The organism is Aliirhizobium wenxiniae (assembly GCF_019511445.1).
Classification (GTDB): domain Bacteria; phylum Pseudomonadota; class Alphaproteobacteria; order Rhizobiales; family Rhizobiaceae; genus Neorhizobium; species Neorhizobium wenxiniae_A.
The window spans coordinates 431,518-456,487 of record NZ_JAEUAN010000001.1 but is presented as its reverse complement, the minus strand read 5'-3'; the positions used below and the strand labels follow the sequence as shown (position 1 = coordinate 456,487).

Genomic DNA, 24,970 nt, shown 5'->3' with positions numbered 1-24,970 from the left:
CTCCCAACCCTCCCCGCAAGGGGAAGGGTTTAACCTGGCCGCTCCGCAGAGATAATCATCGAGCGGGTGCGGCAGGTCCTCTCCCTCCTTGTGGGGGAGATGGCCGGCAGGCCAGAGGGGGCCTTTTTCGTGCAAAATCTTCCAAAGGCGCTTTTTCATGGCAACGGCATCCTCGTCCTTCATCGACAGACGTACCGTCATCGATTGGCTCGGCATCGCGCCGTTCATGATCTTCGCTTTGATGTTTCTGCTGGTCCCGACGCTCTATCTCGTCGTGGGCGCCTTCTTCACGCCGGAAGGTGACTTTACCTTCAAGAATATCGCCGACCTGTTCACCCCGACGATCATGTCAGCCTACTGGATCTCCATAAAGGTCTCCTTCGCCTCGTCGCTGGGTGGCGCGCTGATCGGCTTTTTCCTCGCCTGGGCAATCGTGCTCGGGGGGCTGCCCTCCTGGATCCGCTCGGGCCTCCTGACCTTCTCCGGCGTCGCCTCGAATTTCGCCGGCGTACCGCTCGCCTTCGCTTTCATCGCAACGCTTGGCCGCACCGGGCTTGTCACGGTCTTCCTGCGCGACTGGTTCGGCTTCAATCTCTATTCGACCGGCTTCAATCTCCTGTCCTTCGTCGGCCTGACCGTCACCTACATGTTCTTCCAGATCCCGCTGATGGTGCTGATCCTGACGCCCGCACTCGACGGCCTGAAGAAGGAATGGCGCGAAGCCTCCGAAATCCTCGGCGCATCAACCTGGCAATACTGGCGCATGGTCGCCTTTCCGATCCTCTGGCCGAGCCTTCTGGGTACCAGCCTGCTGCTATTCGCCAACGCCTTCGGCGCCATCGCCACGGCTTACGCGCTGACCGGCTCCTCGCTCAACATCGTGCCGATCCTGCTCTATGCACAGATCCGCGGCGACGTGCTGCATAACCCCAATCTCGGTTATGCCCTGGCGCTCGGCATGATCGTCATCACCGGCCTTTCCAACATTCTCTATATCTGGCTGCGCATGCGCGCCGAACGCTGGCAGAAGTGAGGGCGGACCGATGAAGATGACCAAATTCTTCGCCTGGCTCGCCATCGCCATCGGCGTCATCTATTTCTTCGTGCCGCTGCTCGGCACGTTCGAATTCTCGCTGCGCATGCGCCGTGGCGAATATTCGTTCGACGCCTATGGCTCGGTGTTTTCCGATATCCAGTTCCAGCAGACTTTCGGCTTTTCGATGCTGATGGCGCTGTTCACCATCATCTTCGGCATGCTGCTCGTCGTGCCGACTGCCTATTGGGTGCGCCTGCGCCTGCCGCAGATGCGCCCCGTGGTCGAATTCGTCACCCTGATGCCGCTCGTCATCCCGGCGATCGTCATCGTCTTCGGTTACCTGCGCCTCTACAATTCCTCGTCCTATATCCCGTTCACCGGCTCGACCTTCGGCACCAATGTGCTGCTCGTCATGTCCTACATCACCCTGTCCCTGCCCTACATGTACCGGTCGGTCGACACGGCGATGCGCACGATCGATGTCCGCACCTTGACGGAAGCCGCCGAAATCCTCGGCGCGAAATGGCCGACCATCCTGTTTCGCTGCATTTTTCCGAATGTCATGTCGGGCGTGCTGTCCGGCGCCTTCATCACCTTCGCCATCGTCATGGGCGAGTTCACCATGGCAGCCCTTCTCAACCGCCCGGCCTTTGGCCCTTATCTTCAGCTTGTAGGCGCCAACAAGGCCTATGAGCCCTCCGCACTTGCCGTCATCGCCTTTGCCATGACCTGGCTTTCCATGGGCCTCATCCAGCTCGTCTCCCGTCTCAGCAAGATGGCGCCGGCCCGCCGCGCCTAAGGAATTTCGCCCATGTCCTTCCTCGTCCTCGACAGCCTCAAAAAAAGTTTTGGCCAGACGCAAGTCGTCAAGGATTTCAACATGTCGATCGAGAAGGGCGAGTTCATCTCCTTTCTTGGGCCCTCCGGCTGCGGCAAGACGACGATCCTGAGAATGATCGCCGGTTTCGAGACCCCGAGCGACGGCACGATCACCATCAACGGCCGCAACCAATCGGGCCTGAAAACCAGCCAGCGCAATATCGGCATGGTCTTCCAGGCCTATGCGCTCTTCCCCAATATGAACGTCTTCGACAACGTCGCCTTCGGCCTCAAGGTCGCAGGCATGCCGAAAGCGGAGATCGAGACCCGGGTGAAGGAGATGCTCAAACTCATCCATCTTGAACATCTCGCCGACCGCTACCCCTACCAGATGTCCGGCGGCCAGCAGCAGCGCGTCGCCCTTGCACGCGCGCTCGCCCCCAAACCCCAGGTCCTGCTCCTCGACGAACCGCTCTCGGCGCTTGACGCAAAAATCCGCGTATCGCTGCGCGAGGAAATCCGCCAGATCCAGCGCCAACTCGGAATCACCACCGTCTTCGTCACCCATGACCAGGAAGAGGCGCTGTCGATCTCCGACCGCATCGTCGTCATGAATGCCGGCCGCGCCGACCAGATCGGCACGCCGTCGGATATCTACAATCGCCCCGCCACCCGCTTCGTTGCCTCCTTCGTCGGCACGCTCAACATCATCGATGCCCTTGTGGCCGATCCCGCAGCAAACACGATCAGCATCGGCGACAATGTCATCCCTTTGCGCGAGCCGATCGGCGCGCTGAAAGCCGGTGACAAGGTCTCAATCGCGCTCCGCCCGGAGGCGGGTTCCCTGTCTGAAAGCGCCAAGGGAGACACGGCACTGACCGGCACCGTCGTCTCGTCCCACTTCCTCGGCTCGGTCGTGCGCACGAAATTCGAGGTCGGCGGCAACCAGATTTCCTTCGACATGTTCAACGCCCCCGACAAGGTCCTGCCGCAGCCGGGCGAAACGGTCACCTTGCGTTTTGCCGCCAGCGACCTGCTGCTCATCCGGGATTGATATCGGCCTGTTGCCGAACTGCATCGCTATCGCAGTGGATTGACTGAAGAAACGGGCTTTAAACCTTGATATGCGGCCCCCTATGCCGCATTCCGGGTGGGCTATCTCCCTGAGCGGGAGCCCACTTCGTACCTTCAGTTGAGTACAATGTCTTCGATTACCTCATCGGCTCCCGCAGGAGCCGCTCCGCGCCGCCTGACCTCCCAGGATTTCAGGACCCTCGGCCTTGCCGCCCTCGGCGGCGCACTGGAATTTTATGACTTCATCATCTTCGTGTTTTTCGCGACGGTGATCGGCAAACTCTTCTTCCCGCCGGATATGCCGGAATGGCTGGTGCTGATCCAGACGTTTGGCATCTTCGCTGCCGGTTATCTCATCCGCCCGCTCGGCGGCATCGTGCTCGCCCATTTCGGCGACATGTTCGGCCGCAAGAAGGTGTTCGCCTTCTCGATCCTGCTGATGTCGCTGTCGACGCTCGGCATGGCGATCATGCCGACCTATGCCACGATAGGCGTCATGGCTCCCATCCTGCTGGTCGCCATGCGCATCCTGCAGGGTGCGGCCATCGGCGGTGAAGTGCCCGGCGCCTGGACCTTCGTTGCCGAACACGTCCCTTTCCGGCGTGTCGGTTTCGCCTGCGGCTTCCTCACATCCGGCCTGTCGCTCGGCATCCTGCTCGGTTCGTCCATCGCAACCGTGATCAACACCGTCTTCACACCGGAAGCGATCGCCGATGGCGCATGGCGTATCCCGTTCTTCATCGGCGGCATATTCGGCCTTCTGTCGGTCTGGATGCGTCGCTGGCTGCAGGAAACGCCGATCTTCGCCGAGATGAAGGCAAGCCGTGCGCTGGCACCCGAGCTGCCGCTGAAGACCGTGCTGCGTGACCATCTGCGTGGCGTGATCATCTCTATGCTGCTCACGTGGATCCTGTCTGCCGCCATCGTCGTCACCACGCTGATGACCTCGACGCTGCTGCAAAAGATCTACGGTTACACCGCCCAGCAGTCGCTGGCCGCCACGAGCTTCGGCACGCTGTTCCTGATCTTCGCCACCTCGGCGGCAGGCAGCATTGTCGATCGTGTCGGTTCGGGCCGCTTCTTCACAGTCGCCGGCATCGTCTTCGGCGCGGCCACCTGGGCCTTCTACAGCTTCGCCGGCACCTCGATCACCCTCATGTTCGCACTCTACGCGATCATGGGACTGGCCGTCGGCCTTGTCGGAGCAATCCCCTATGTGATGGTCCGTGCCTTCCCGGCCCGCGTCCGCTTCACCGGCCTGTCCTTCTCCTACAACGTCGCTTACGCCATCTTCGGTGACTTGACCCCGATCGCGGTCACCTCGGCACTCGCCATCAATCCGATGGCGCACGCCTGGTACCTGCTCTTCATCGCGGCCCTCACCACCGGCGTCGGCATCTATCTGAGCCTCAGCGGCAACAAGGTGGAATCGGCCGCAGGCATCGAGGAACTGACGGCGAGACTGGCCAAGAGCTAACGTCGATCGTCATGCTCGTCCTCGGAGTTGATCCGAGGATGTCCCGAGCATCTGCCAACCTCTCATCAGGCATGAGCTGGCAGTAGATCCTCGGGACACTATCAGGTTAAATCCCGGGGCGAAGAAGACGCCGCATATGGCATCTCAAGAACAAGAAAAGCCGGAGAGTTTTGCTCTCCGGCTTTCCTGTTTTCAGCGATGGAACTATCGTCTTAAGCCGCGTCGTCCACGGCCTCGGCCGATGCCCCGCCCGGCACATAGTTCAAAACCGGCCCGAGCCAGCGCTCGACCTCTTCGACGGCCATTGCCTTGCGCGACGCATAGTCTTCCACCTGATCACGCTCGACCTTGGCCACGCCGAAATAATAGCTCTGCGGATGGCCGATATAGATGCCCGAGACCGAGGAGCCCGGCCACATGGCATAGCTTTCCGTCAGCTCCACACCCGTCGCATTGGTGGCGTCCAGCAGACGGAACAGCGTGTCCTTTTCCGTATGATCGGGCTGTGCCGGATACCCCGGCGCCGGACGAATACCGGCATACTCCTCGTGGATCAGCTCATCATTGGTAAACGTCTCATCCGCCGCATAGCCCCAGAACTCCTTGCGGACGCGCTGGTGCATGCGTTCGGCAAACGCTTCGGCGAACCGGTCAGCCAGTGCCTTGACGAGGATCGACGAATAATCGTCGTTTGCACGCTCGAAACGTTCGGCAATCGCGACTTCCTCGATCCCGGCCGTGACGACGAAGCCACCGACATAATCAGCCTTGCCGCTTTCGACGGGTGCGACGAAATCCGACAGTGCCACATTCGGGCGGCCATCGCGCTTCGAAAGCTGCTGGCGAAGCGTATAGAAGGTCGCCAGGTCCTCGTCGCGCTTTTCGTCGGTGAACAGACGGATATCGTCGCCGACCGAATTCGCCGGCCAGAAGCCGATGACGGCCCGCGGACGGAACCACTTCTCCGCGATGATCTTCTTCAGCATCGCCTGGGCATCGGTCCACAGCTGGCGCGCGGTCTCGCCCTGCTTCTCGTCTTCGAAAATTGCCGGATAACGGCCCTTCAGCTCCCAGGTCTGGAAGAATGGCGTCCAGTCGATATACTGCGCCAGCTCCTCAAGATCATAGCTCTCGAACACCTTGGTACCGGTAAACTGCGGCTTCACGGGCTCGTAGGCAGTCCAATCCACTTTCTCCGCATTGGCACGGGCGCGGGCAATCGGCAGGCGCAATTTCTCGCGTTCATTGCGGGCATGCGCCTCGGCAACTTTCGCATATTCGCCTCGGATGCCCTCGACATAGGCCGGCTTCTGCTCTTCCGACAGCAATGCCGATACGACACCCACAGCACGGCTGGCATCGGTCACGTAGATCGCCTGCCCTTTTTCGTAACGCGGATGGATCTTCACGGCCGTATGCACGCGGCTGGTCGTTGCCCCGCCGATCAGAAGCGGAACATCAAATCCCTGCCGTTCCATTTCGGCCGCCACATGCACCATTTCGTCGAGCGACGGCGTGATCAGGCCGGAAAGCCCGATGATATCGACCTTCTCGGCCACGGCGGTTTCAAGGATCTTGGTCGCCGGCACCATCACGCCGAGATCGATGATCTCGTAATTGTTGCAGGCCAGCACGACGCCGACGATGTTCTTGCCGATATCGTGCACATCGCCCTTCACCGTCGCCATCAGCACCTTGCCGGCCGACTTGCGCTCATCGCCGCCATTCAGGCGCTTCTCTTCTTCCATGTAAGGCAGAAGCACGGCCACGGCCTGCTTCATCACGCGGGCGGATTTCACCACCTGCGGCAGGAACATTTTTCCGGAGCCGAACAGGTCACCGACCACGTTCATGCCGGCCATCAACGGACCTTCAATGACGTGCAGCGGGCGCTCGGCCTTCTGACGCGCCTCTTCCGTATCGGCCTCGATATAGTCGGTAATGCCGTTCACCAGAGCATGCGACAGACGCTCTTCGACCGGCTTTTCGCGCCAGGCGAGGTCCTGAACCTTGGCTTCCTTGCCCGGTCCGCCACGGAACCGCTCTGCCACTTCAAGCAGCCGCTCGGTGCCATCGGCACGGCGGTTGAGCACCACGTCCTCACAGGCCTCGCGCAGCTCGGGATCGATATTCTCGTAGATCGCCAGCTGGCCGGCATTGACGATGCCCATGTCCATGCCCGCCTGAATGGCGTGGTAGAGGAACACGGCATGCATCGCCTCGCGCACCGGCTCGTTGCCGCGGAAAGAGAAGGACAGGTTGGAAACGCCGCCGGAAATATGCACGAGCGGCATCGTCTTGCGGATCGTCCGCGTCGCCTCGATGAAGTCGACGCCGTAATTGTTGTGCTCCTCGATACCGGTCGCGACAGCAAACACGTTCGGGTCGAATATGATGTCTTCCGGCGGGAACCCGGCCTGCTCGGTCAGGATCTTGTAGGCGCGGGTGCAGATCTCGACCTTGCGCTCATAGCTGTCCGCCTGCCCTGTCTCGTCGAAGGCCATGACGACGACGGCTGCACCGTAGTTGCGCACGATTTTGGCATGCGCCAAAAACTTCTCCTCGCCTTCCTTCAGCGAGATCGAGTTGACGATCGCCTTGCCCTGCACGCATTTGAGGCCCGCTTCGATGATCTCGAACTTCGAACTATCGATCATCACCGGTACGCGGGCGATATCCGGCTCCGCGGCGATCAGGTTGAGGAACTCGACCATCGCCTTTTCACTATCGATCAGGCCTTCATCCATATTGATGTCGATGACCTGAGCGCCGTTCTCCACCTGGTCGCGGGCGACAGCCAGCGCTGCCGTATAATCGGCATTGGTGATCAGCTTGCGGAATTTCGCTGAACCGGTGACGTTGGTGCGCTCGCCCACATTGACGAAGGGAATGTCTTTGGTCAGCACGAAAGGCTCAAGACCCGACAGCGACATGAACGGCACATGTTCGGGAAGCGCGCGTGGCGGATATTTGGCGACCACCTCCGCCAAAGCCCTGATATGCTCCGGCGTCGAGCCGCAGCAGCCGCCGACCACATTGACGAGGCCTTCGCGGGCAAACTCTTCCACCTGACGCGCCATCATCTCCGGCGTTTCGTCATACTGGCCGAATTCGTTCGGCAGGCCGGCATTCGGATAGGCGCAGATGAACGTATCGGAAACGGCAGACAGTTCCTGCAGATGCGGCCGCATCGCGTCAGCGCCGAGCGCGCAGTTCAGGCCGATGGTGAACGGATGGGCGTGGCTCACCGAATTCCAGAAGGCAGACGGCGTCTGGCCTGACAGCGTGCGGCCGGAAAGGTCGGTGATCGTGCCGGAAATCATCACTGGCAGCTGTACGCCCTTGGCCTCGAACCGCTCTTCGCAGGCGAAGATCGCCGCCTTGGCGTTCAGCGTATCGAAGATCGTTTCGATCAGGATGATATCGGCGCCGCCATCGATCAGCCCGTCGATCTGCTCGCCATAGGCAATGCGGAGGTCGTCGAAGGAAACGGCACGGTAACCGGGATTGTTGACGTCAGGCGAGATCGAAGCGGTACGGTTGGTCGGGCCGATTGCGCCGGCGACGAAACGGCGGCGGCCGTCTTCCTTTTCCGCCCGGATCGCGGCACGACGCGCAAGCCGAGCGCCGTCGCGGTTGAGATCGTAGACCGCAGCCTCCATCTCGTAATCCGCCTGCGCGATACGGGTGGAGGAAAACGTGTTGGTTTCGAGAATATCGGCACCGGCCATCGCATAACGATAGTGGATGTCCTCGATCGCCTGCGGCTGGGTCAGGATCAGAAGGTCGTTATTGCCCTGCTGGTGGCAGGCACAGCCGATGAAGCGTTCACCGCGAAAGTGATCCTCGTTGAAGCCAAGTCCCTGGATCTGCGTACCCATCGCACCGTCGATGACAAGAATGCGCTCACTGGCGGCTTTTTTCAGAGCTTCCAGAATTTCCGCGCCATCGCGGCGAGCACCTTCGGGACCGAACAGTTCATCGAACAAGGCAGACACTCCTGATAGAGATCAAGGCAATATTCATAATCATATAAAGATGCCTTTATGTGATGTCCAGCACATACGTCGCAATCGCTGTCGGATTTGTCGCAATGGCCAGCGGTGCGATTTATGCCAGATTCGCCGATGACAGCTATGACCACAATGACTATAGCCTTTAAGTAAAGTGTTGAGGCACAAGGGAGAAGAAGCATGAGCGATACAGGTCAGACGTCTAAATTCTGGAGCGATCTAACCTATCATCGCCGCTGGCTGCTCGATCAGGCAGAGGGCCTGATGGACTTCTTCCAGTATCGCGCCATCAACCCCAAGGGCGGCTTCTACGATCTTGACGACGAAGGCCGTCCGCTTCCAAACTCCAATCCGGTCCGTGGTATTCACGCCTCGGCGCGCATGGTCCATTGCTATTCGATCGCCTATATGCTCGGGCGTCCGGGTGCCGGCGACCTGATCGACCACGGCATGAATTTTCTCTGGAACGGCCACCGGGATCGACAAAACGGCGGCTACGTCTGGTCGATGAACGATGACGGCCCTGCCGACACCAACAAGCAGGGCTACGGCCACGCCTTCGTCCTGCTTGCCGCCTCTTCCGCCAAGGTTGTCGGACATCCTCTCGCCGACAGAATGCTGGCCGATATTACCGAAGTGCTCGAAACCCGCTTCTGGGAAAAGCAGCATGGCGCCATCGCCGAGGAATTCACCGCAGACTGGGGGGCCATCGACGGCGGCACCTATCGCGGCCAGAACTCCAACATGCACCTCACCGAAGCGCTGATGGCAGCCTATGAGGCGACCGGCGAACAGCATTATCTCGACAAGGCGGAGAGTATCGCCGACCTGATCATCCGCCGTCTTGCCGGTGCGACGGGCTTCCGTGTCGGCGAACATTTCGACACGAACTGGAACCTCAACAAGGACTATTACCACCCGGACGAAATGTTCCGCCCCGCCGGCACCACGCCCGGCCACGCGCTGGAATGGGCACGCCTCACACTGCAGCTCTGGGTGCTCGGTAACAAGAAGCACACTTGGATGCCGGATGCAGCCAAGAACCTCTTCATTCAGGCTATGTCACTGGGATGGGACAAGCAGAAGGGCGGCTTCTTCTATACGCTCGACTGGGATGACAAGCCGGCCAAGACCAACAAGCTTTGGTGGCCGATGTGCGAGGCAGCAGGCGCCTCTCACTTCATCAACCAGCATCTGCCGCACGACCCCTTCTTCGAGGACAGCTATCGGCTGATCTGGAGCACCATCGCCAACCGCTTCATCGATCACAGACACGGCGGCTGGCATGAAGAACTGACGGAAGATCTCGTCCCGGCTCACACACTCTTCCCCGGCAAGGGCGATATCTACCACGCCTTCCAGGCCTGCCTCATCCCACTCTATCCGGCAGACGGCAGCCTGACGAAGATGATCGGCGAAACGAGCGGCGGCATTTCCGCTTAAACAGTTTTTGGGCGGCGCGCGTTCAAAGCGCCGCCAGCGCCTCGCGCATCTCTCCCACCACGACCGAGCTGGTCCGGTATTGCTGCCGGGCCGCAAAACCGAAGCCGACAAGCGCCTCATCGACAAAAGTCACCGGCAGGCGACATGAGGCATGAACTTCCGCAACACCGGTTCCGGCGACGATATGCGCTGCGTTGGCAGGCGTAACCCCGCCCCCGGCCATGATCGAAATCCGCCCAGCCGCTCGATCACCGAGATGGCGAAGCACGCCCATCCCATCCGGTGCCTTGACCGCCAGCCCTGAAGTTAGAATGCGCTCGAAGCCCAGGCCGATTGCCTGCTCCAGCGCCTCATCCGCATCCGGCACCAGATCGAAAGCACGGTGCAACGTCCGCCCCATGCCGCGCGACCGCTCCGCAAGCAAAGCCAACAGATCCGCATCCAGCCGACCATCGGAAAGGCTTGCGCCGAGCACGACGCCAGCCAACCCGCATTCCCGCGCCGCATCGATATCCGCCAGCATCACATCCCGCGAGGCGGCGTCGAAGATGAAATCCCCTGCCCTCGGCCGGATCATCGCATAGACCGGCACCGGTGCCGTCGCCGCCAGCGCCATCAGCCCCTTTGAAGGCGTCAGCCCGCCGACATCAAGCGCCGAACACAGTTCGATCCGCTGCGCCCCGCCGGCAACGGCTGCTTCCAGCCCTTCAGCATTATCGACACAGACTTCAAGCAGCACGGACATCATCCACTCCCTGCCGTGCCAACACGGCCGCGCCCATAAGCCCGCCATCCTCGCGGCGGATCGCCGGCACCAGCAGCGGCCGATCCAACCGGTTCAGGATGCGTGCCCGAACCGCCTCGTCCAGCGCCGCAATCAATGTCCCGGCCGAGGCAAGCCCGCCGCCAACCGGCACGATCGACGGCCCGACCGTATTGATCGCAACGGCCAGTGGATCGGCAACGAGCTGAAGATAGGCGTCGATCGTCTCGCCGGCCTTTGCTTCTCCCACCTGCCAGTCGTCGATGATCCGATGACTGCTGCGCTCTTCGCCGTGAAACAGCGTGTGCAATTTCTCGATCCCCCGCGCCCCGCCGATCGTATCGACGCAACCAGATTGTCCGCAGCCGCAGGAAAACCGGGGTACGTGAACCAGCCGGCCGCCGATCTCGACGCTCGTATTCAGCGCCGGCCCATGCCCCCATTCGCCGGTCACACCGCCGGCACCGCGCAATATGCGGCCATCGACGGCAATCCCGCCACCGATCCCCGTGCCGATGATGATGCAGAACACGATCGAATGACCGCGCCCGACACCGTCATTCGCCTCGGCCAGCGTCAGGCAATCCGCATCATTCGCGGCAAAGACCGAACGCCCGGTCGCCCGAGAGATCGTCTCGGCAATCGGCAGGCCCGTCAGGCACGGGATATTCGCCGAAAGCCCCCTGCCCGTCACCGGATCGACAAGCCCTGCCGCCGATATCCCGATTGGCATGACGCCGCTGCCATCCGCATCATTCGACAGACCTCGCAACGCCTCTGCAAGCGCGCGCCAATCGGATTTCGGCACAGGCACGCGCGCAAACTCCTCCACCTCTCCCGGCTTGCGGGAGAGGCCGAACTTGATGAACGACCCACCGATATCGGCACAGAGCACTGCGGCACCCTGCATCACGCCGTCCGTTCCTGCAGCCAGTCGCGAACGATCACCTCGTCTTCCGCTCCAAGCCCGTGATTGGCATCCAGCACCTTCGCCGTCAGCTGCGCGCCGGCAGATTTCAGCCTGTCCTCCAGTTCACCCGCAAGCGGACCATAGAAATCGTCGGTGGCGCTGAGCGACAGAACCTGCGTTCCAGACAGATCGACCACCGGCCGCTCCTCCAGCACATTCATCGAGCGCAGCAGCACCGCATTGCGGATCGCGTCCGGCCGAAGCTGCATCGTCGCGCCGAGCATGTTGCCGCCATTGGAGTAACCGAGGAACGTCAGCCGCTCTGGATCGACACCATAAGCCGGCCCGATATCCTCAATGAAGGCGACAAAAGCCTCGACCTCAGATGCGATCTCTTTCTGGTCGAATGTCGTCTGATCAAACCGGCGGAAGAACCGCGGAGACCCCTCATCCGTCGAGCGACCGCGCAGACCGATCAGCATCGCATTCGGCGCAACCTTTCGGCCGAGCGGCAGCATCGCCGTCTCGTTGGCGCCACTGCCATGCAGCAGCACCAGCGTCGAACCATCCCAACTTTCCGGCATGTGGATGCGATGCACGAAAGGCAGGTCGCGATAGATCACCCGCTCCTCGCCCGGCAGGCCGAATTGCGGCAGCATCACCTTCAATGCCTCGTGGTCCGCCTTGTAGTGTTTGGGAATAAAGAATCCCGTCCCGAGCGCCTCTACCGTCTCATCCGCAGTGAAGCCCGGTTCGTCGGTCGCAACCTCGATCAGAGTACCGCCCGGCTCGCGCACATAGAGCGAATAGAAATAATGCCGGTCATGCACATTGATATCGCCCGCATTCTCGGCTTGCAGCGCCTTGTGCAGATCGTCGACGGCCTGCTGGCTTTTCGCCCTCACCGCCACATGATCGATCGTCCCCGTTCCCGGCGCCGCCGTCCAGAACCCGCCGGCATTGCGCACATCGATGATCTGCCCGCTTTCCGATACCAGCCGCTGGATCGATCCCTCGACCGCTCCTGAAACAAATCCCGTATGCCGTTCAAGAAACGCCGCCGTCTCATCTGCCTTTTCAGACAGGATGGTCGCCCCGCGAATGCCGCGGATGGCGTCCGCTTCGGAAATGCCGCCATCCTTCCACCAGACCCAGTCGCCATAGTCATCGACGCCGACGAGCTTGACGATGATCCCGTCCGGATCGGTCAGCCTGAGCACCGGTTCGCCGAACTCCTGCGTCGGCCCGGTCATCTTCACATTGCATTGCAGCGCCCGTGTCAGCCAGAAACCGATCGCCTCGCGATCGATGGCGAAGCTGATCTCGCTCGGTGCGCCATGCCCGACGCGCCCGAGCGAACCGTCTTCCCAGGCCAGAAACGTGACCAGCGATCCCGGCGTTGCAGCACCGTCTCCATAAAAAAGGTGAAGCTGCTGCGCATCCTCGAAACCGGCCGTGCGCTTGACGAGGCGCAGGCCCATAAAGCCGACGTAGAAATCCACATTGTCCTGGATTTTCCGGGTGATGGCCGTCAGGTGATGAATACCGCTGGTCATGATCTTTTAGCCTTGGGTGTCCGGGCTTGTGCCCGATCGTGTTTCGACTATGGCTCCCGGCGCGCTGGCGCCGAAGCGGCTCACTTGGGTTCGAGCGACATCATCAGGTTGGCAAGCAGCGCCGTGCGCGGCGCAAGGCTGCTGACGAAAATATGCTCGTCGAATGTATGCGCGCCTGCCCCATCAGCTCCGAGACCGTCGAGCGTCGGCACACCGAGCGCTGCGGTGAAATTGCCATCCGAGCCACCGCCCGTCGTCACCCCTTCGAGCGTGATACCGAGCTTTGCCGCAATCTCGGCTGCGGTATCAAACAGCTTCACGCCTTCTGCGGATTGCGCAAAGGGCGGCCGGTTCATCTGGCCGACAATCTCGAAAGTGATATCCGGATCGACCGGCGTCATCGCCTCGATCTTGCCCGTAATCTCGGCTGCAGCCTTGTCGTCCGGCACGCGCACATCCACCTGCATCCGGCATTCCGCCGGAATGGTATTGCGGCCCGTGCCGCCCTGGATCGTGCCAACCGACACGGTGATACCGCGCTCGGTGTCATTCAGCGCCTCAAGATCGAGCACCAGCCGCGCCGCGGCCCGGATTGCGCTACGTCCGTCCTGCGGCCTTGTGCCGGCATGCGAAGCACGTCCCCGCACGGTGATATCGTACATGGCGACGCCCTTGCGGGCGATAACGATCTTGCCGCCGTCACGCGCCGGTTCGACAACCAGCGTATAACCGGCGCTTGCCGCCAGCTTTTCCATATAGGCGCGCGACGAAAGGCTGCCGATCTCCTCGTCCGGCACGAAGACCAGATCGACCGGCATGCGGCTACCCCTGGCGACCGCGATCTGCAACGCTTCGAGCGCCATCAGCGCTCCGGATTTCATGTCGTAGATGCCGGGACCGTAAAGCTTGTCGCCGTCCCGCTTCAGAGGCAATTGCTTGGCGATCACCCCATGCGCATGCACGGTGTCGAAATGCGCCAGAACCAGAACGCTCTTTTCATTGCTGCCTTCGGCCCGCGGCGAGCGCACCGTCAGGATATCGCCAAGTCCCAGCGTTCCGGGCAGACGCTCCACATCCAGCGAAGCGGATTTCGCCAATCCCTCCACCCGATCGACCAGTCGGTTGACGGCATTCGCATCATGAGACGGCGTTTCGATCTCCACCCATGCCACGAGTTCCTGCAATAGAGCCTTGTCGTCAATATCGGCGGCTGAAACGGAATTGGTCATTAAAATCCCCTTGCTATGTTCTGCGAGCGTGGGGACTATAACCACGATCCCGTCACGGGCAACGCCCCATGACGATGATCGGACTGTTCACCATTTTGACAACAATAAAATCTATTCGTTCACCAATCTGAGGATGAGCTGGTGAACATTACCGCCATTGTTCATCTCGAGCTTGTCATAGTCCCGGTGTCGCTCGCGATTGCGTTTCGAAATCTCGCCGAGCCTTGCGGTCAGGTCCTGCCTTATCTTCTGGCATTTCGGATCATCCGCAGCAGCAAGCCCTACGCTCACCGCCTCGATCTCCTTGACCATCTCCACGATCATGTCGCCATGCACCCGCTCATGGCGGCGCACGCCTTCAGCAAATGCATCCCATTTCGCCTTCAGAGCACCCGGCATCTTGCCGGCTTTCGGCAGCGTGTAGATCAGCGTCAGGCTTGGCCGCGCCGAGACCAGCTTGCATGAACCATCCGGCTGGGGCTGGTAGTTTCGAGACCAGAGCAGTTTGAAATCCGTATGCGCAATCGTCCGCATCTGGCCACCGACAAGCGGCCCCTTTTCGCCGATCTGGGAATAAAGCTCGATGCCGGTGGAACCGCTGACCGTATATGTCTTCACCTGTTCGACCGGCGCCCACTGCGCCATGGCCAAAGACGGCATGGAAAACAAAAGCCCGGCGGCCAAAACTTTTAAAAGCATAACTCTCACGGCAACACTCCAGCATCTGTCCACACTCGTGGTAGAGCCCCACGACGCCGTTTTCAACATCAGGCACGGCCGAGACAATCGGCCAGCCAACCGCGTCATTCCGGCTTATGTCGCCCGCTCACAGCCTGTGCGATAAATCCGGACCAAGACGCATCTCTATGAATGGGTGACAAACAGCTCCACTTGTCATACATGTTGGATTAGACAGCGATAAGCGATCGAACCCGGAAAATTTCGGGAATTATAATTTTCCAGGAAGGAAACGCATCCATGAGCGACGAACTCAACACGGATCTGATCGCCTCCCCAAAAACACGCGCCACGCAATTGAGCGACACATTGCGTCAGGCAATCGCCGAAGGTCAGTTTCCGCCAGGTTCCAAGCTTCCAAGCGAAGCACAACTGACGTTGGCGCATGGGGTCAGCAGGACGGTAGTCCGGGAAGCGCTTGCCGCCTTGCGGTCCGATCGGCTTGTGGAGGCCCGCCAGGGCGCCGGCGTCTTCGTCCTTCAGGCCACCCCCACGCCGCCGCCATTCAACCTCTCCCTCGGCCATATCGATCTCGCACGCGTTTCCTCGATGATCGAACTGCTGGAACTGAGGACTGCCGTTGAGGTCGAATCAGCTGGAATGGCGGCCCTGCGGCGCTCCCCGGCACAGGAAGAAGTGATATTCGAGCGTCATTATGCCGTGCGTGCCTGCCTGGAAGCGCATCAGCCGACAAGCGAGGCCGACTTCGCGCTTCACCTCTCTATAGCAGATGCGACCAACAACCCACGCTTCCGCGAGTTTCTGACGATGATCGGCAAGAACGTCATTCCTCGCGCCGCCCTGCGTGGCGACGAAACGGCGGAAGAGCAGATGGATTACATCAACCTGCTTGTCGATGAGCACCATGCGATCGTCACCGCCATTTCCGAAGGAAACGAGGAAAAGGCCCGCGAAGCGATGCGCAAGCACCTGCGTGGAAGCCAGTTGCGCTACAGGAACCTGCTTCGCGCACAGCGAGAAGATGTCAGATAACTTATTGACATAAATTCCGCCAACCTGTACGACAATTTCTGTCTGGAGGAGACATTCAAGAGGAAATTCCATTATGACGCCTGAAGAAATCAAGGCGGCGCTCGGCGCCGGCCTATTGTCCTTTCCTGTTACCCATTTCGATGACGAGGGTGAGTTCAAACAGGATAGTTATCAGCGCCATATCGAGTGGCTGTCCGGCTTCGAAGCGCCGGTCCTGTTTGCCGCCGGCGGCACTGGCGAGTTCTTCTCGCTTTCTCCCGATGAAGTTCCCACCATCGTCAAATCCGCCAAGGAAGCGGCCGGCAACAGCAATACCGCGATCGTTTCCGGCTGCGGTTTCGGCACCCGCGTCGGTGTCGACATGGCAAAGGCGGTCGAAAAGGCCGGTGCCGATGGCATCCTGCTTCTGCCGCATTACCTGATCGATGCGCCGCAGGAAGGCCTCTATCAGCACGTCAAGAAGATCTGCCAGTCGGTCGGGATCGGCGTCATGGTCTATAACCGTGACAACTCCGTCCTGCAGGTCGATACGCTGAAGCGCCTTTGCGACGAATGCCCGAACCTGATCGGCTTCAAGGACGGCACCGGCGATATCGGCCTCGTCCGCCAGGTTACCGCCACGATGGGCGATCGCCTGATGTATCTCGGCGGCATGCCGACGGCGGAACTCTTTGCTGAAGCCTATCTCGGCGCCGGTTTCACCACCTATTCGTCCGCCGTCTTCAATTTCGTTCCCGGTCTTGCGGTCGAGTTTTACAAGGAACTTCGTGCAGGCAACCGCGCCCGTTGTGAAGAAATCCTGAGGGACTTCTTCTATCCCTTCATGGCCCTTCGCGCCCGTCGCAAGGGTTATGCCGTCGCCGCCATTAAGGCCGGTGTGCGCCTGCAGGGTTTTGATGCCGGCAAGGTCCGTCCGCCGCTCGATGACCTGACGGCGGAAGAGGAACAGATGCTCCTGAAGCTCATCGGCAGCCACAAGAGGTAAGCCGGATGAAGATAGCGTCGGTTCGCACTCACCTTCTTGAACACCGGCTCGATGTGGCTTTCGAAAGCGCCTCCATGCGCTTCGATCGCCGGGCTCACATATTGGTTGAGATCGAGTGCGACGACGGCACGGTGGGCTGGGGCGAATGCCTTGGCCCTGCCCGGCCCAATGCTGCGGTCGTTCAGGCCTATGCCAACTGGCTAATCGGCGAAAATCCGCTTGAGACGGAAAAGATCTGGGCCAAGCTCTACAATGCGCTTCGTGACCAGGGCCAGCGCGGTCTGACCGTCACCGCCCTTTCCGGCATCGACATAGCGCTCTGGGATATCAAGGGCAAACATTTCAACGCCCCCATTTCCATCCTTCTCGGCGGGCGTTTCCGCGAGAGCATCCGAGCTTACGCAACGGGCAGCTTCAAGCGTGACGGCGTCGATCGCGTCGAGGACAATGCCACCGACGTCGCTCGCTACCGGGCGGAAGGTTTTCACGCCACCAAGATCAAGATCGGCTTCGGCGTCGAGGAAGACCTGCGCGTCATCCGTGCCGTCCGCGAGGCCGCCGGCCCCGACATGCGACTGATGATCGACGCCAACCACGGTTACGACGCTGTCGAGGCTATCCGCCTCGGCAACGCTGCCGCTGAGTATGGCATAGACTGGTTCGAGGAGCCTGTCGTTCCCGAACAGCTTGCTGCATATCGCGAAGTCCGCGCCAAACAGCCGATCCCGGTCGCCGGCGGCGAGACATGGCATACCCGCTGGGGCATGAAGGAGCCGATCGAAACCCGCGCCATCGACATCGTCCAGCCGGATCTCGCGGGCGTCGGCGGCTTTACCGAAGCCAAGCGTGTTGCCGATCTTGCAGCCCTCCACGGCATCCGCGTCGTTCCTCACGTCTGGGGCACCGCCGTCCATATCGCAGCCGCCCTGCAGTTCATGGCGGCGATGGTCCCGAGCCCTGTCCGCGTCAACCCGATCGAACCGATCCTCGAATTCGATCGCACGCACAATCCCTTCCGTCAGGCGATCGTCAAGACGCCGATCGAGCATAAGGGCGGCGTGGTGCAGATCCCGAACGGCCCCGGCCTCGGCATCGAGATCGACCGCGACGCGCTGAAGGAATTCCGCATGCCAGACGAAAAGGCGACAGCCTGATGCTCGTTCGCACCCTCACCGGCAGTTCTCCGAAGATTAAGCTGCCGCAGGGTGCGGTCGATACGCAGATGCACATGTATCTGCCGGACTATCCGTCGCTGCCCGGTGGCCCAGGCCTGCCCGCAGGCGCCCTGCCCGATCCCGATCAGTATCGGCAACTCATGCAATGGCTCGGCATCGACCGTGTCATCATCACGCAAGGCAATGCGCATCAGCGGGACAATTCCAATCTCATCGCCTGTCTCGACATCATGGGCAATGTCGCCCGTGGCGTCGGCATCATCGACGCCACAACGAGCGATGCCGAAATGGCGCGCCTCACCGAAGCAGGCATTGTCGGCGCCCGTATCATGGATCTGCCGGGCGGTGCCGTCAGCCTCTCGGAACTCGAAACGGTCGATGCGAAAGCCGCCGCCCACGGCTGGATGCTTGCCGTCCAGTTCGACGGCAGCAACATCCTCGATCACGAAGCGCGCCTGGCAAAGCTGAAATCCCGCTGGGTCTTCGACCACCACGGAAAATTCTTCTCCGGCGTCACACCCGACAGCGAAGAGATCGCTGCCGTCAAACGCCTGATCGATCAAGGAAACTGCTGGTTCAAATTCGCCGGCGTCTATGAATCATCGAAAACGGGCGGACCCGACTATGCCGATGTCGCAGCCGTTGCCCGTGATATCGCAAACTATGCCCCGGAACGGATTGTCTGGGGCACCAACTGGCCGCACAATCTGGCCCGCGAACAGGCGGACTACCCGGATGACGCGGCATTGACCGATACCGTGCTTGGCTGGCTGCCGGACGATAAGGCCCGGCATCTAGCCCTGATAGAGAACCCGCAGACGCTTTTCGCTCTGCAGGCATGGAGTGCATCAACGAGTTGATATTTTGAACAACCGGTGCGTGGAGGCACCGGTTTCTTTGGAGGAGGAAAACATGAAAATCACGAAAGCTCTCGGGCTGGCGCTGACGCTCGCACTCGCTGCGACGACGGCCGTCTCGATGGTCCCGACTGGCGCCCACGCTCAGGAAATCACCCTGCGCTCGGCCGACATCCACCCGGATGGCTACCCGACCGTCGACGCGGTCAAATATATGGGCGATCTCGTCAAGGAACGCACCGGCGGTCGCATCGGCATTCAGGTGATGAATAACTCTGTTCTCGGCGGCGAAAAGGACACGATCGAACAGACCCGTTTCGGCGTCATCGACATGAACCGCGTCAATGCGGCGCCGTTCAACAACCTGATCCCGGAAACTGTCGTCCTCGGCCTGCCCTTCCTGTTCCGCTCGACCGACCATATGCACAAGGTCGTTGACGGCCCGATCGGCGACAAGATCCTGGCCGCCTTCGAACCCCACGGCCTGATCGGCCTAGCCTATTATGATAGTGGCGCCCGCTCCTTCTACACTACCAAGAAGCCGGTCGAGAAACTCGCCGACCTCAAGGGCCTGAAAATCCGCGTCCAGCAGTCCGACCTCTGGATCGCCATGATGCAGGCCTTCGGCGCAAACCCGACGCCGATGCCGATGGGCGAAGTCTATTCCTCGCTGGAAACCGGCGTGGTCGACGGCGCGGAAAACAACTGGCCGTCCTACGAGTCCGCCCGCCATTATGAAGTGGCGAAGAACTACACGCTGACCCAGCATTCGATGAACCCGGAAATCCTCGTCATGTCCAAGGTCTCCTGGGACAAGCTGACCCCGGACGACCAGAAGATCGTCCGCCAGGCAGCCAAGGACTCGGTCGTGAAGATGCGCGAACTCTGGAGCGCCCGCGAAAAGACCTCGGAAGAAAAGGTCCGCGCCGGTGGCGTCAACGTCATCAACGTCGACAAGGAAGAGTTCTCCGCCGCGATGAAGCCGGTCTACGACAAGTTCGTCACTGACGCTTCGATGAAGGCGCTCTTGGAAGAGATCCAGGCGGTGCAGTGAAATAGGTACTGAACCGGCCCCCTTGTGGGGCCGGTTCTTGTTTGGGTGCGGGCACACCCTCACCCGTCATCCTCGGGCTTGTCCCGAGGATCTAATCACGTCGAAAACTGCGAGACGGCAACAGATCCTCGGGACAGGCCCGAGGAAGACGCAAGGCATAAGTGGCGACGACATAAGACCCACCGGCGTCGGGGAAAGCGCCGGATCGAGGAGGAACAGAACAATGCGAAAATTCATGCAGGCGATAAAACCCGTGCTGGGTGTGGTCAGCCGCTTATCACTCTGGATCGCCGGCATCGGCATGGTCGCCATGACGCTGATCGTCGGCTGGCAGGTCTTCAGCCGTTACGTCCTGAACGACAGCCCGAGCTGGTCGGAGCCGCTGTCGCTCTACCTGATGTCGTGGTTCATCATGCTGGGCGCCGCCGTCGGCGTGCGCGAAAGCGTGCATCTCGGTCTCGATATCGTCCGCTACGTCATGCCGGCGAACATCCAGAAGGCGATGGACCTCTTGAGCCTCGGCCTGATCGTGCTCTTCGGCATCGGCATGGCCTATTATTCGACCCTGCTTGCCGCCGGCACATGGACCGCCCGCATTCCAGTCCTCGGCTGGCCGGGCGGCACCGATTTCTTCCCGATGATCGGCGGCGGCGCGATGATCGCGATCTTTGCCCTTGAACGTTTCATCGACGTCGCGATCGGCGAGGAAATCGCTGCCGACGTGCTCGTGCAGGAGGCCGCATAATGGCCTATACGATCCTTTTCGGCGCCTTCACCTTTTTGATGATCATCGGCATGCCGATCGCCTTCTGCCTCGGCATCGCCTCCTTCGCGACCGTGCTCTATCTCGGCCTGCCGCCGATCGTCGTTTTCCAGCAGATGAATTCCGGCATGAACGTCTTTGCCATGATGGCGATCCCGTTCTTCATCTTCGCCGGTGACCTGATGGTGCGCGGTGGCATCGCCGCAAGGCTGATCCGTTTTGCGGCAGGCCTCGTCGGCCATATGCGCGGCGGCCTCGGTCAGGTCAATGTCGTCGCCTCGACGCTTTTCGGCGGCATTTCCGGATCGGCAGTCGCCGACGCTTCGGCAGTCGGCGGCCTGATGATCCCGCAAATGGCCAAGCGCGGTTATGACCGGGATTATGCGGTCAATGTCACCGCAAACGCCGCCATCATCGCCCTGATGATCCCGCCGTCGCACAACATGATCCTCTATTCGATCGCAGCCGGCGGCAATGTCTCGGTCGCCGATCTCTTTACCGCCGGCATCATTCCGGGGATCCTGCTTGCTGCCGCCCTGATGGTCACGGCCTGGTGGGTTGCCGTCAAGCGCGGTTATCCGGCCGATCCGTTTCCGGGCTTCCGTCGCGTCGGTTATTACCTGCTCGCCTCGCTCCCCGGCATCCTGCTGATCGCCATCATCTTCGGCGGCGTGCGCTCGGGTGTTTTCACCGCAACGGAAAGCTCCTGCATTGCCGTCCTTTATGCCTTCCTTGTCGCCATGCTCGTCTATCGCGAACTGGATTGGGAAGGGTTCGTCGAGGCCGTCATGGGCGCTGTACGCACGACGGCCATGGTCCTTCTGGTCATCGGCACCGCCGCCTCCTTCGGCTGGCTGATGGCCTTCCTGCAGGTCCAGACGCTGATCATCGCCGCGATCAGCGCCATCTCGGATAACCCGATCATCGTACTCCTGATGATCAACATTATCCTGCTCATCCTCGGCACCTTCATGGACATGGCACCGATGGTCATCATCGCCACGCCGATCCTGCTTCCGGTGGTAAAAGCCTTCGGCATCGATCCGGTCCATTTCGGCGTCGTGATGATCCTCAATGCCGGTATCGGCTTGAACACGCCACCGGTCGGCACCGTGCTCTTCGTCAGTTGCGCGGTGGGCGGCATATCGATCCGAGAGGCGATGCGCACGATCTGGCCCTTCTTCGGCGCCAGCCTTCTTGTTCTCCTTGCGGTGACATACATCCCGTCTCTCTCACTCTGGCTGCCGGGCCTGTTCCGGTAAACCACGAAACATCTCGGATCCCGCTTCGGCGGGATCTGTCATTCTGGGCATCCCTATTGCAAGAAATTGCGGTTCACGGCGCAGGCACCAGGGTCTATGGTCAGCTGCATTCAAATCGTTTTCCCCACCCGGATTTCATCATGACCGATACCGTTACCAGCCGTTTCCTCCGTTACGTCGTCCTCGATACCCAGTCCGACGCCTCTTCGCTCACCCAGCCGTCGACGGCAAAACAGCTCGATCTCGGCCGGCTTCTGGTCAGCGAATTGCAGGCGATCGGCGTCAAGGATGCCGAACTCGATGAGCACGGTTACGTCTACGCGACGATCCCGTCCAACACCGGCAAGAACAATGTCCCAGTCATCTGTTTCTGTGCCCATATGGACACCGCACCGGACTTTTCCGGCACGGGCGTCAAGCCGCAGGTGATCCGCAACTATCAGGGCGGCGACATCACCCTTCCGGGCGACAAGAGCCGCATCATCAAGACGGCCGAACATCCGGAACTGAAGAACCAGATCGGCCATGACGTCATCACCTCAGACGGCACCACGCTGCTCGGCGCCGACGACAAGGCAGGCCTTGCCGAGATCATGACCGCCGCCGAGTTTCTCATCAACAATCCCGACATCAAGCACGGCACGATCCGCATCCTCTTCACCCCCGACGAGGAGATCGCCCGCGGCGTCGCCAAGGTCGATCTCAAGAAGCTCGGCGCCGATTTCGGCTATACGCTCGATGGCGAGACGGCCGGCACGATCGAGGACGAGACCTTCTCGGCCGACAGCGCCGAAATCCTCATTCAGGGCGTCGCCATCCATCCGGGCTTTGCCTATGGCAAGATGGAAAACGCCATCCGCATCGCCGGCAATATCATTGCCAAACTGCCGAAGGACATGACGCCGGAAACGACCAAGGGCCGCGACGGTTTCATCCATCCGACCTCTGTCTCCGGTACGATGGAAGGCGCGAGGATCAGCCTCATCCTGCGCGATTTCAGGACCGAGGGCCTGAAGGAAAAGGCGAAGCTGCTCGAGACCATCATCACTGACGTGATGGCCGCGTACCCCGGCTCGTCGCATACGCTAAAAATCACCGAGCAGTATCGCAACATGAAGGAAGTGCTCGACCACCACCCGGAGATCGTCGACAACGCCATCGAGGCCATCCGTCGGGCCGGCATGTCGCCGGTGCGCGGCAGCATCCGCGGCGGCACGGATGGTGCGCGCCTCTCCTTCATGGGCCTGCCCTGCCCCAACATCTTCGCCGGCGGCCACGCCTTCCACTCGCCGATCGAATGGGTCAGCAGCCAGGACATGGAAAAGGCAGTGAAAACGATCGTCGAACTGGCAAAGCTTTGGGAAGAGCGCGCCTGAAAACAGGACACGTTACCTGAGAAGCATCGTCGGGCGTCAATTCCAAAAAGGATTGGCGCCCTTTTCACGAGACGATCAGCTATAGGGTCCGAGCAGCCTGAAATATTCCCGCTCGCTCTCGCCATAGGCGTCGGCGGCAAATTCCTCGAGCGCCGGCCTGTCGCGCACGATCACCATGCCGCGTTCCGAATAGATCAGCTTGCGGCCTTCCAGCACATGCAGCGCCGTCGTCACGCTCGGGCGCCGGACCGCCAGCATGATCGACAGGAACTCGTGCGTCAGGCTGATCTCGTCACCATCGGTGCGGTCGTGGCACATCAAAATCCAGCGGGCCAACCGCTCATCGATATGATGAACGGCATTGGAGAGAGACGTGAATGCGCCTTGCACCGAAAGCGCCTGAACATAACGCCCGAGCAGGTTCTTCAGATCCGCATCCTGATCGAGCAGCGACTTCAAAAGCGCGGTCGAAATGCGAAAACCATCGCCCTGAACCTGCATGAAGATCGAAAACGGATCTGACCCGGCATCGAGTACGACGGCAGCGGGTGTCATCCCGTCACGACCGAAAATGCCGATCTCGGCATGCTGCCCCTGCGGTGAGCGGGCGACGATGGAAGCAATGCCGGTTTCGGGAAAATACGCGTATTCCGCCTCTTCATGCGGCTCCGAAAGCTCGAAGGCGCGCGGCAGGTCCACCACGTCCAGATGAGTAGAGATTGCGGAGAAGGTCGCAGGCGTCATCAGCCGAAGCAGATTGTTACGGACCGCCGTTTGCACAATGTCAGCCATCGCTCATCCTTGATAGGAGATCATGGCCTGTTCGGCTTCCTCTGGACGAGAAGTCTCCGCTTGATTTGAACGATTTCCATCTATGGCCATAAAATTCGCGACACAACCCGCAGGAGACCCTCGGTACGGTATCAGACAAAGGGGTACACGCGCGCAAAAACCGTTTATCTAATCAGTATGTTGTAGGGGAAGAGATTCGAATTGGCAGACAAGCTCATATTGTTGCTGGAAGACCAGCCGCTGATCTCCCTCGACATCGAAGAAGCGCTTGTCGATAAGGGCTTGAACAATTTCATCACGCTCCGCTCCCAGAAGGAAGCAATCGCCTGGTTGGATAGCGCGTCACCCGATTTCGTGCTCTTGGATCTCTACCTCGCCGATGGCGACAGCCAGCCGGTTCTCTCGCACCTGCGGCAAAACGGCATCCCGTTCATGATCTATACCGGCAGCGAGAAACCGCCGGAATGGGACGACAACCTTTTCGAAGGCAGCGAATGGATGAGCAAGCCGGGTGATCCGGACGCCTTGGCAGACCGCATCAGAACCCGGCTTGCAATCGCCTAAAGCAATTCCAGCAAAAGTGGGAACCGGTTTTGCGTCCGGAATTGCGTTAAACAAACAGATAGAGCGGTTACGCGTTTCGAAGAAAGGCGGA

Annotated in this window: 21 protein-coding genes; 14 read left to right on the top strand and 7 right to left on the bottom strand. The window is 60.5% G+C overall.

The window, feature by feature from the left end; all coding sequences use genetic code 11:
* Positions 1 to 157: 157 nt before the first annotated feature.
* The 4 genes from JNB91_RS02285 to JNB91_RS02270 all read left to right on the top strand — a co-directional run bounded on the left by JNB91_RS02285 (position 158) and on the right by JNB91_RS02270 (position 4,406).
* The gene (locus JNB91_RS02285) at positions 158 to 1,033 is read left to right on the top strand and encodes an ABC transporter permease (RefSeq protein WP_220323880.1); all 876 of its coding nucleotides are present in this window, start codon (positions 158 to 160) and stop codon (positions 1,031 to 1,033) included.
* 10 nt (positions 1,034 to 1,043) lie between these two features.
* Positions 1,044 to 1,835: an ABC transporter permease gene (locus JNB91_RS02280; protein WP_220323879.1), complete on the top strand. Its 792-nt coding sequence runs from the start codon at positions 1,044 to 1,046 to the stop codon at positions 1,833 to 1,835.
* 12 nt (positions 1,836 to 1,847) lie between these two features.
* Complete coding sequence (locus tag JNB91_RS02275; protein ID WP_220323878.1) at positions 1,848 to 2,909, top strand: ABC transporter ATP-binding protein; 1,062 nt, start codon at positions 1,848 to 1,850, stop codon at positions 2,907 to 2,909.
* 147 nt (positions 2,910 to 3,056) lie between these two features.
* Positions 3,057 to 4,406, top strand: a complete 1,350-nt coding sequence (locus JNB91_RS02270; protein WP_220323877.1) for an MFS transporter — start codon at positions 3,057 to 3,059, stop codon at positions 4,404 to 4,406.
* A gap of 212 nt (positions 4,407 to 4,618) precedes the next feature.
* Here JNB91_RS02270 and metH read toward each other — a convergent pair whose 3' ends face one another.
* Complete coding sequence (gene metH / locus JNB91_RS02265) at positions 4,619 to 8,395, bottom strand: methionine synthase (RefSeq protein ID WP_220323876.1); 3,777 nt, start codon at positions 8,393 to 8,395, stop codon at positions 4,619 to 4,621.
* Positions 8,396 to 8,599: 204 nt separating this feature from the next.
* On the opposite strand from metH, the gene JNB91_RS02260 reads away from it, so the two are divergent.
* Positions 8,600 to 9,862, top strand: coding sequence for an AGE family epimerase/isomerase (locus JNB91_RS02260; RefSeq protein ID WP_220323875.1), 1,263 nt, complete (start codon positions 8,600 to 8,602; stop codon positions 9,860 to 9,862).
* Positions 9,863 to 9,884: 22 nt separating this feature from the next.
* Here JNB91_RS02260 and JNB91_RS02255 read toward each other — a convergent pair whose 3' ends face one another.
* The 5 genes from JNB91_RS02255 to JNB91_RS02235 all read right to left on the bottom strand — a co-directional run bounded on the left by JNB91_RS02255 (position 9,885) and on the right by JNB91_RS02235 (position 15,019).
* Entirely contained in the window at positions 9,885 to 10,607 is a 723-nt protein-coding gene (locus JNB91_RS02255) for a copper homeostasis protein CutC (RefSeq protein ID WP_220323874.1), read from the bottom strand.
* Entirely contained in the window at positions 10,591 to 11,535 is a 945-nt protein-coding gene (locus JNB91_RS02250; RefSeq protein ID WP_220323873.1) for an ROK family protein, read from the bottom strand. The genes JNB91_RS02255 and JNB91_RS02250 overlap by 17 nt, the downstream gene beginning before the upstream one ends.
* Positions 11,535 to 13,091: a VOC family protein gene (locus JNB91_RS02245; protein WP_220323872.1), complete on the bottom strand. Its 1,557-nt coding sequence runs from the start codon at positions 13,089 to 13,091 to the stop codon at positions 11,535 to 11,537. The genes JNB91_RS02250 and JNB91_RS02245 overlap by 1 nt, the downstream gene beginning before the upstream one ends.
* An 80-nt stretch (positions 13,092 to 13,171) precedes the next feature.
* On the bottom strand, positions 13,172 to 14,320 hold the full coding sequence (locus JNB91_RS02240; protein ID WP_220323871.1) for a M20 family metallopeptidase: 1,149 nt from the start codon (positions 14,318 to 14,320) through the stop codon (positions 13,172 to 13,174).
* A gap of 111 nt (positions 14,321 to 14,431) precedes the next feature.
* Positions 14,432 to 15,019 (bottom strand): DUF922 domain-containing Zn-dependent protease, encoded by a 588-nt coding sequence (locus tag JNB91_RS02235; protein WP_220323913.1) that lies wholly within the window; start codon positions 15,017 to 15,019, stop codon positions 14,432 to 14,434.
* A gap of 279 nt (positions 15,020 to 15,298) precedes the next feature.
* Here JNB91_RS02235 and JNB91_RS02230 point away from each other — a divergent pair, with 279 nt between their 5' ends.
* The 8 genes from JNB91_RS02230 to pepT all read left to right on the top strand — a co-directional run bounded on the left by JNB91_RS02230 (position 15,299) and on the right by pepT (position 23,523).
* The gene (locus tag JNB91_RS02230) at positions 15,299 to 16,051 is read left to right on the top strand and encodes a FadR/GntR family transcriptional regulator (RefSeq protein WP_220323870.1); all 753 of its coding nucleotides are present in this window, start codon (positions 15,299 to 15,301) and stop codon (positions 16,049 to 16,051) included.
* A gap of 73 nt (positions 16,052 to 16,124) precedes the next feature.
* Entirely contained in the window at positions 16,125 to 17,036 is a 912-nt protein-coding gene (gene kdgD, locus JNB91_RS02225) for a 5-dehydro-4-deoxyglucarate dehydratase (protein WP_220323869.1), read from the top strand.
* A 5-nt stretch (positions 17,037 to 17,041) separates the two neighbouring features.
* A complete protein-coding gene (locus JNB91_RS02220; protein WP_220323868.1) occupies positions 17,042 to 18,190 on the top strand; it encodes a mandelate racemase/muconate lactonizing enzyme family protein in 1,149 nt (382 codons plus the stop codon).
* Positions 18,190 to 19,071 (top strand): amidohydrolase family protein, encoded by an 882-nt coding sequence (locus JNB91_RS02215; protein ID WP_220323867.1) that lies wholly within the window; start codon positions 18,190 to 18,192, stop codon positions 19,069 to 19,071. The genes JNB91_RS02220 and JNB91_RS02215 overlap by 1 nt, the downstream gene beginning before the upstream one ends.
* Positions 19,072 to 19,189: 118 nt before the next feature.
* Entirely contained in the window at positions 19,190 to 20,122 is a 933-nt protein-coding gene (locus JNB91_RS02210; protein ID WP_223218021.1) for a TRAP transporter substrate-binding protein, read from the top strand.
* 223 nt (positions 20,123 to 20,345) lie between these two features.
* Positions 20,346 to 20,867 (top strand): TRAP transporter small permease, encoded by a 522-nt coding sequence (locus tag JNB91_RS02205; protein ID WP_220323865.1) that lies wholly within the window; start codon positions 20,346 to 20,348, stop codon positions 20,865 to 20,867.
* The gene (locus tag JNB91_RS02200; RefSeq protein WP_220323864.1) at positions 20,867 to 22,147 is read left to right on the top strand and encodes a TRAP transporter large permease; all 1,281 of its coding nucleotides are present in this window, start codon (positions 20,867 to 20,869) and stop codon (positions 22,145 to 22,147) included. Before JNB91_RS02205 ends, JNB91_RS02200 begins: the two co-directional genes overlap by 1 nt.
* A gap of 140 nt (positions 22,148 to 22,287) precedes the next feature.
* Positions 22,288 to 23,523: a peptidase T gene (gene pepT / locus JNB91_RS02195; RefSeq protein ID WP_220323863.1), complete on the top strand. Its 1,236-nt coding sequence runs from the start codon at positions 22,288 to 22,290 to the stop codon at positions 23,521 to 23,523.
* A gap of 75 nt (positions 23,524 to 23,598) precedes the next feature.
* Here pepT and JNB91_RS02190 read toward each other — a convergent pair whose 3' ends face one another.
* Positions 23,599 to 24,315: a Crp/Fnr family transcriptional regulator gene (locus JNB91_RS02190; protein ID WP_220323862.1), complete on the bottom strand. Its 717-nt coding sequence runs from the start codon at positions 24,313 to 24,315 to the stop codon at positions 23,599 to 23,601.
* 201 nt (positions 24,316 to 24,516) lie between these two features.
* On the opposite strand from JNB91_RS02190, the gene JNB91_RS02185 reads away from it, so the two are divergent.
* Positions 24,517 to 24,879, top strand: a complete 363-nt coding sequence (locus tag JNB91_RS02185) for a response regulator (protein WP_220323861.1) — start codon at positions 24,517 to 24,519, stop codon at positions 24,877 to 24,879.
* Positions 24,880 to 24,970 lie beyond the last annotated feature (91 nt).

Excerpts from the sequence above, each read along its gene's own strand:
- JNB91_RS02200 (WP_220323864.1), top strand. The coding sequence starts at position 20,867 with ATGGCCTATACGATCCTTTTCGGCGCCTTCACCTTTTTGATGATCATC.
- JNB91_RS02280 (WP_220323879.1), top strand. The coding sequence starts at position 1,044 with ATGAAGATGACCAAATTCTTCGCCTGGCTCGCCATCGCCATCGGCGTC.
- JNB91_RS02275 (WP_220323878.1), top strand. The coding sequence starts at position 1,848 with ATGTCCTTCCTCGTCCTCGACAGCCTCAAAAAAAGTTTTGGCCAGACG.
- JNB91_RS02235 (WP_220323913.1), bottom strand. The coding sequence starts at position 15,019 with ATGCTTTTAAAAGTTTTGGCCGCCGGGCTTTTGTTTTCCATGCCGTCT.
- pepT (WP_220323863.1), top strand. The coding sequence starts at position 22,288 with ATGACCGATACCGTTACCAGCCGTTTCCTCCGTTACGTCGTCCTCGAT.
- JNB91_RS02215 (WP_220323867.1), top strand. The coding sequence starts at position 18,190 with ATGCTCGTTCGCACCCTCACCGGCAGTTCTCCGAAGATTAAGCTGCCG.
- JNB91_RS02230 (WP_220323870.1), top strand. The coding sequence starts at position 15,299 with ATGAGCGACGAACTCAACACGGATCTGATCGCCTCCCCAAAAACACGC.
- JNB91_RS02190 (WP_220323862.1), bottom strand. The coding sequence starts at position 24,315 with ATGGCTGACATTGTGCAAACGGCGGTCCGTAACAATCTGCTTCGGCTG.
- JNB91_RS02260 (WP_220323875.1), top strand. The coding sequence starts at position 8,600 with ATGAGCGATACAGGTCAGACGTCTAAATTCTGGAGCGATCTAACCTAT.
- JNB91_RS02255 (WP_220323874.1), bottom strand. The coding sequence starts at position 10,607 with ATGTCCGTGCTGCTTGAAGTCTGTGTCGATAATGCTGAAGGGCTGGAA.
- JNB91_RS02240 (WP_220323871.1), bottom strand. The coding sequence starts at position 14,320 with ATGACCAATTCCGTTTCAGCCGCCGATATTGACGACAAGGCTCTATTG.
- JNB91_RS02285 (WP_220323880.1), top strand. The coding sequence starts at position 158 with ATGGCAACGGCATCCTCGTCCTTCATCGACAGACGTACCGTCATCGAT.
- JNB91_RS02210 (WP_223218021.1), top strand. The coding sequence starts at position 19,190 with ATGGTCCCGACTGGCGCCCACGCTCAGGAAATCACCCTGCGCTCGGCC.
- JNB91_RS02220 (WP_220323868.1), top strand. The coding sequence starts at position 17,042 with ATGAAGATAGCGTCGGTTCGCACTCACCTTCTTGAACACCGGCTCGAT.
- JNB91_RS02245 (WP_220323872.1), bottom strand. The coding sequence starts at position 13,091 with ATGACCAGCGGTATTCATCACCTGACGGCCATCACCCGGAAAATCCAG.
- JNB91_RS02270 (WP_220323877.1), top strand. The coding sequence starts at position 3,057 with ATGTCTTCGATTACCTCATCGGCTCCCGCAGGAGCCGCTCCGCGCCGC.
- JNB91_RS02205 (WP_220323865.1), top strand. The coding sequence starts at position 20,346 with ATGCGAAAATTCATGCAGGCGATAAAACCCGTGCTGGGTGTGGTCAGC.
- JNB91_RS02250 (WP_220323873.1), bottom strand. The coding sequence starts at position 11,535 with ATGCAGGGTGCCGCAGTGCTCTGTGCCGATATCGGTGGGTCGTTCATC.
- kdgD (WP_220323869.1), top strand. The coding sequence starts at position 16,125 with ATGACGCCTGAAGAAATCAAGGCGGCGCTCGGCGCCGGCCTATTGTCC.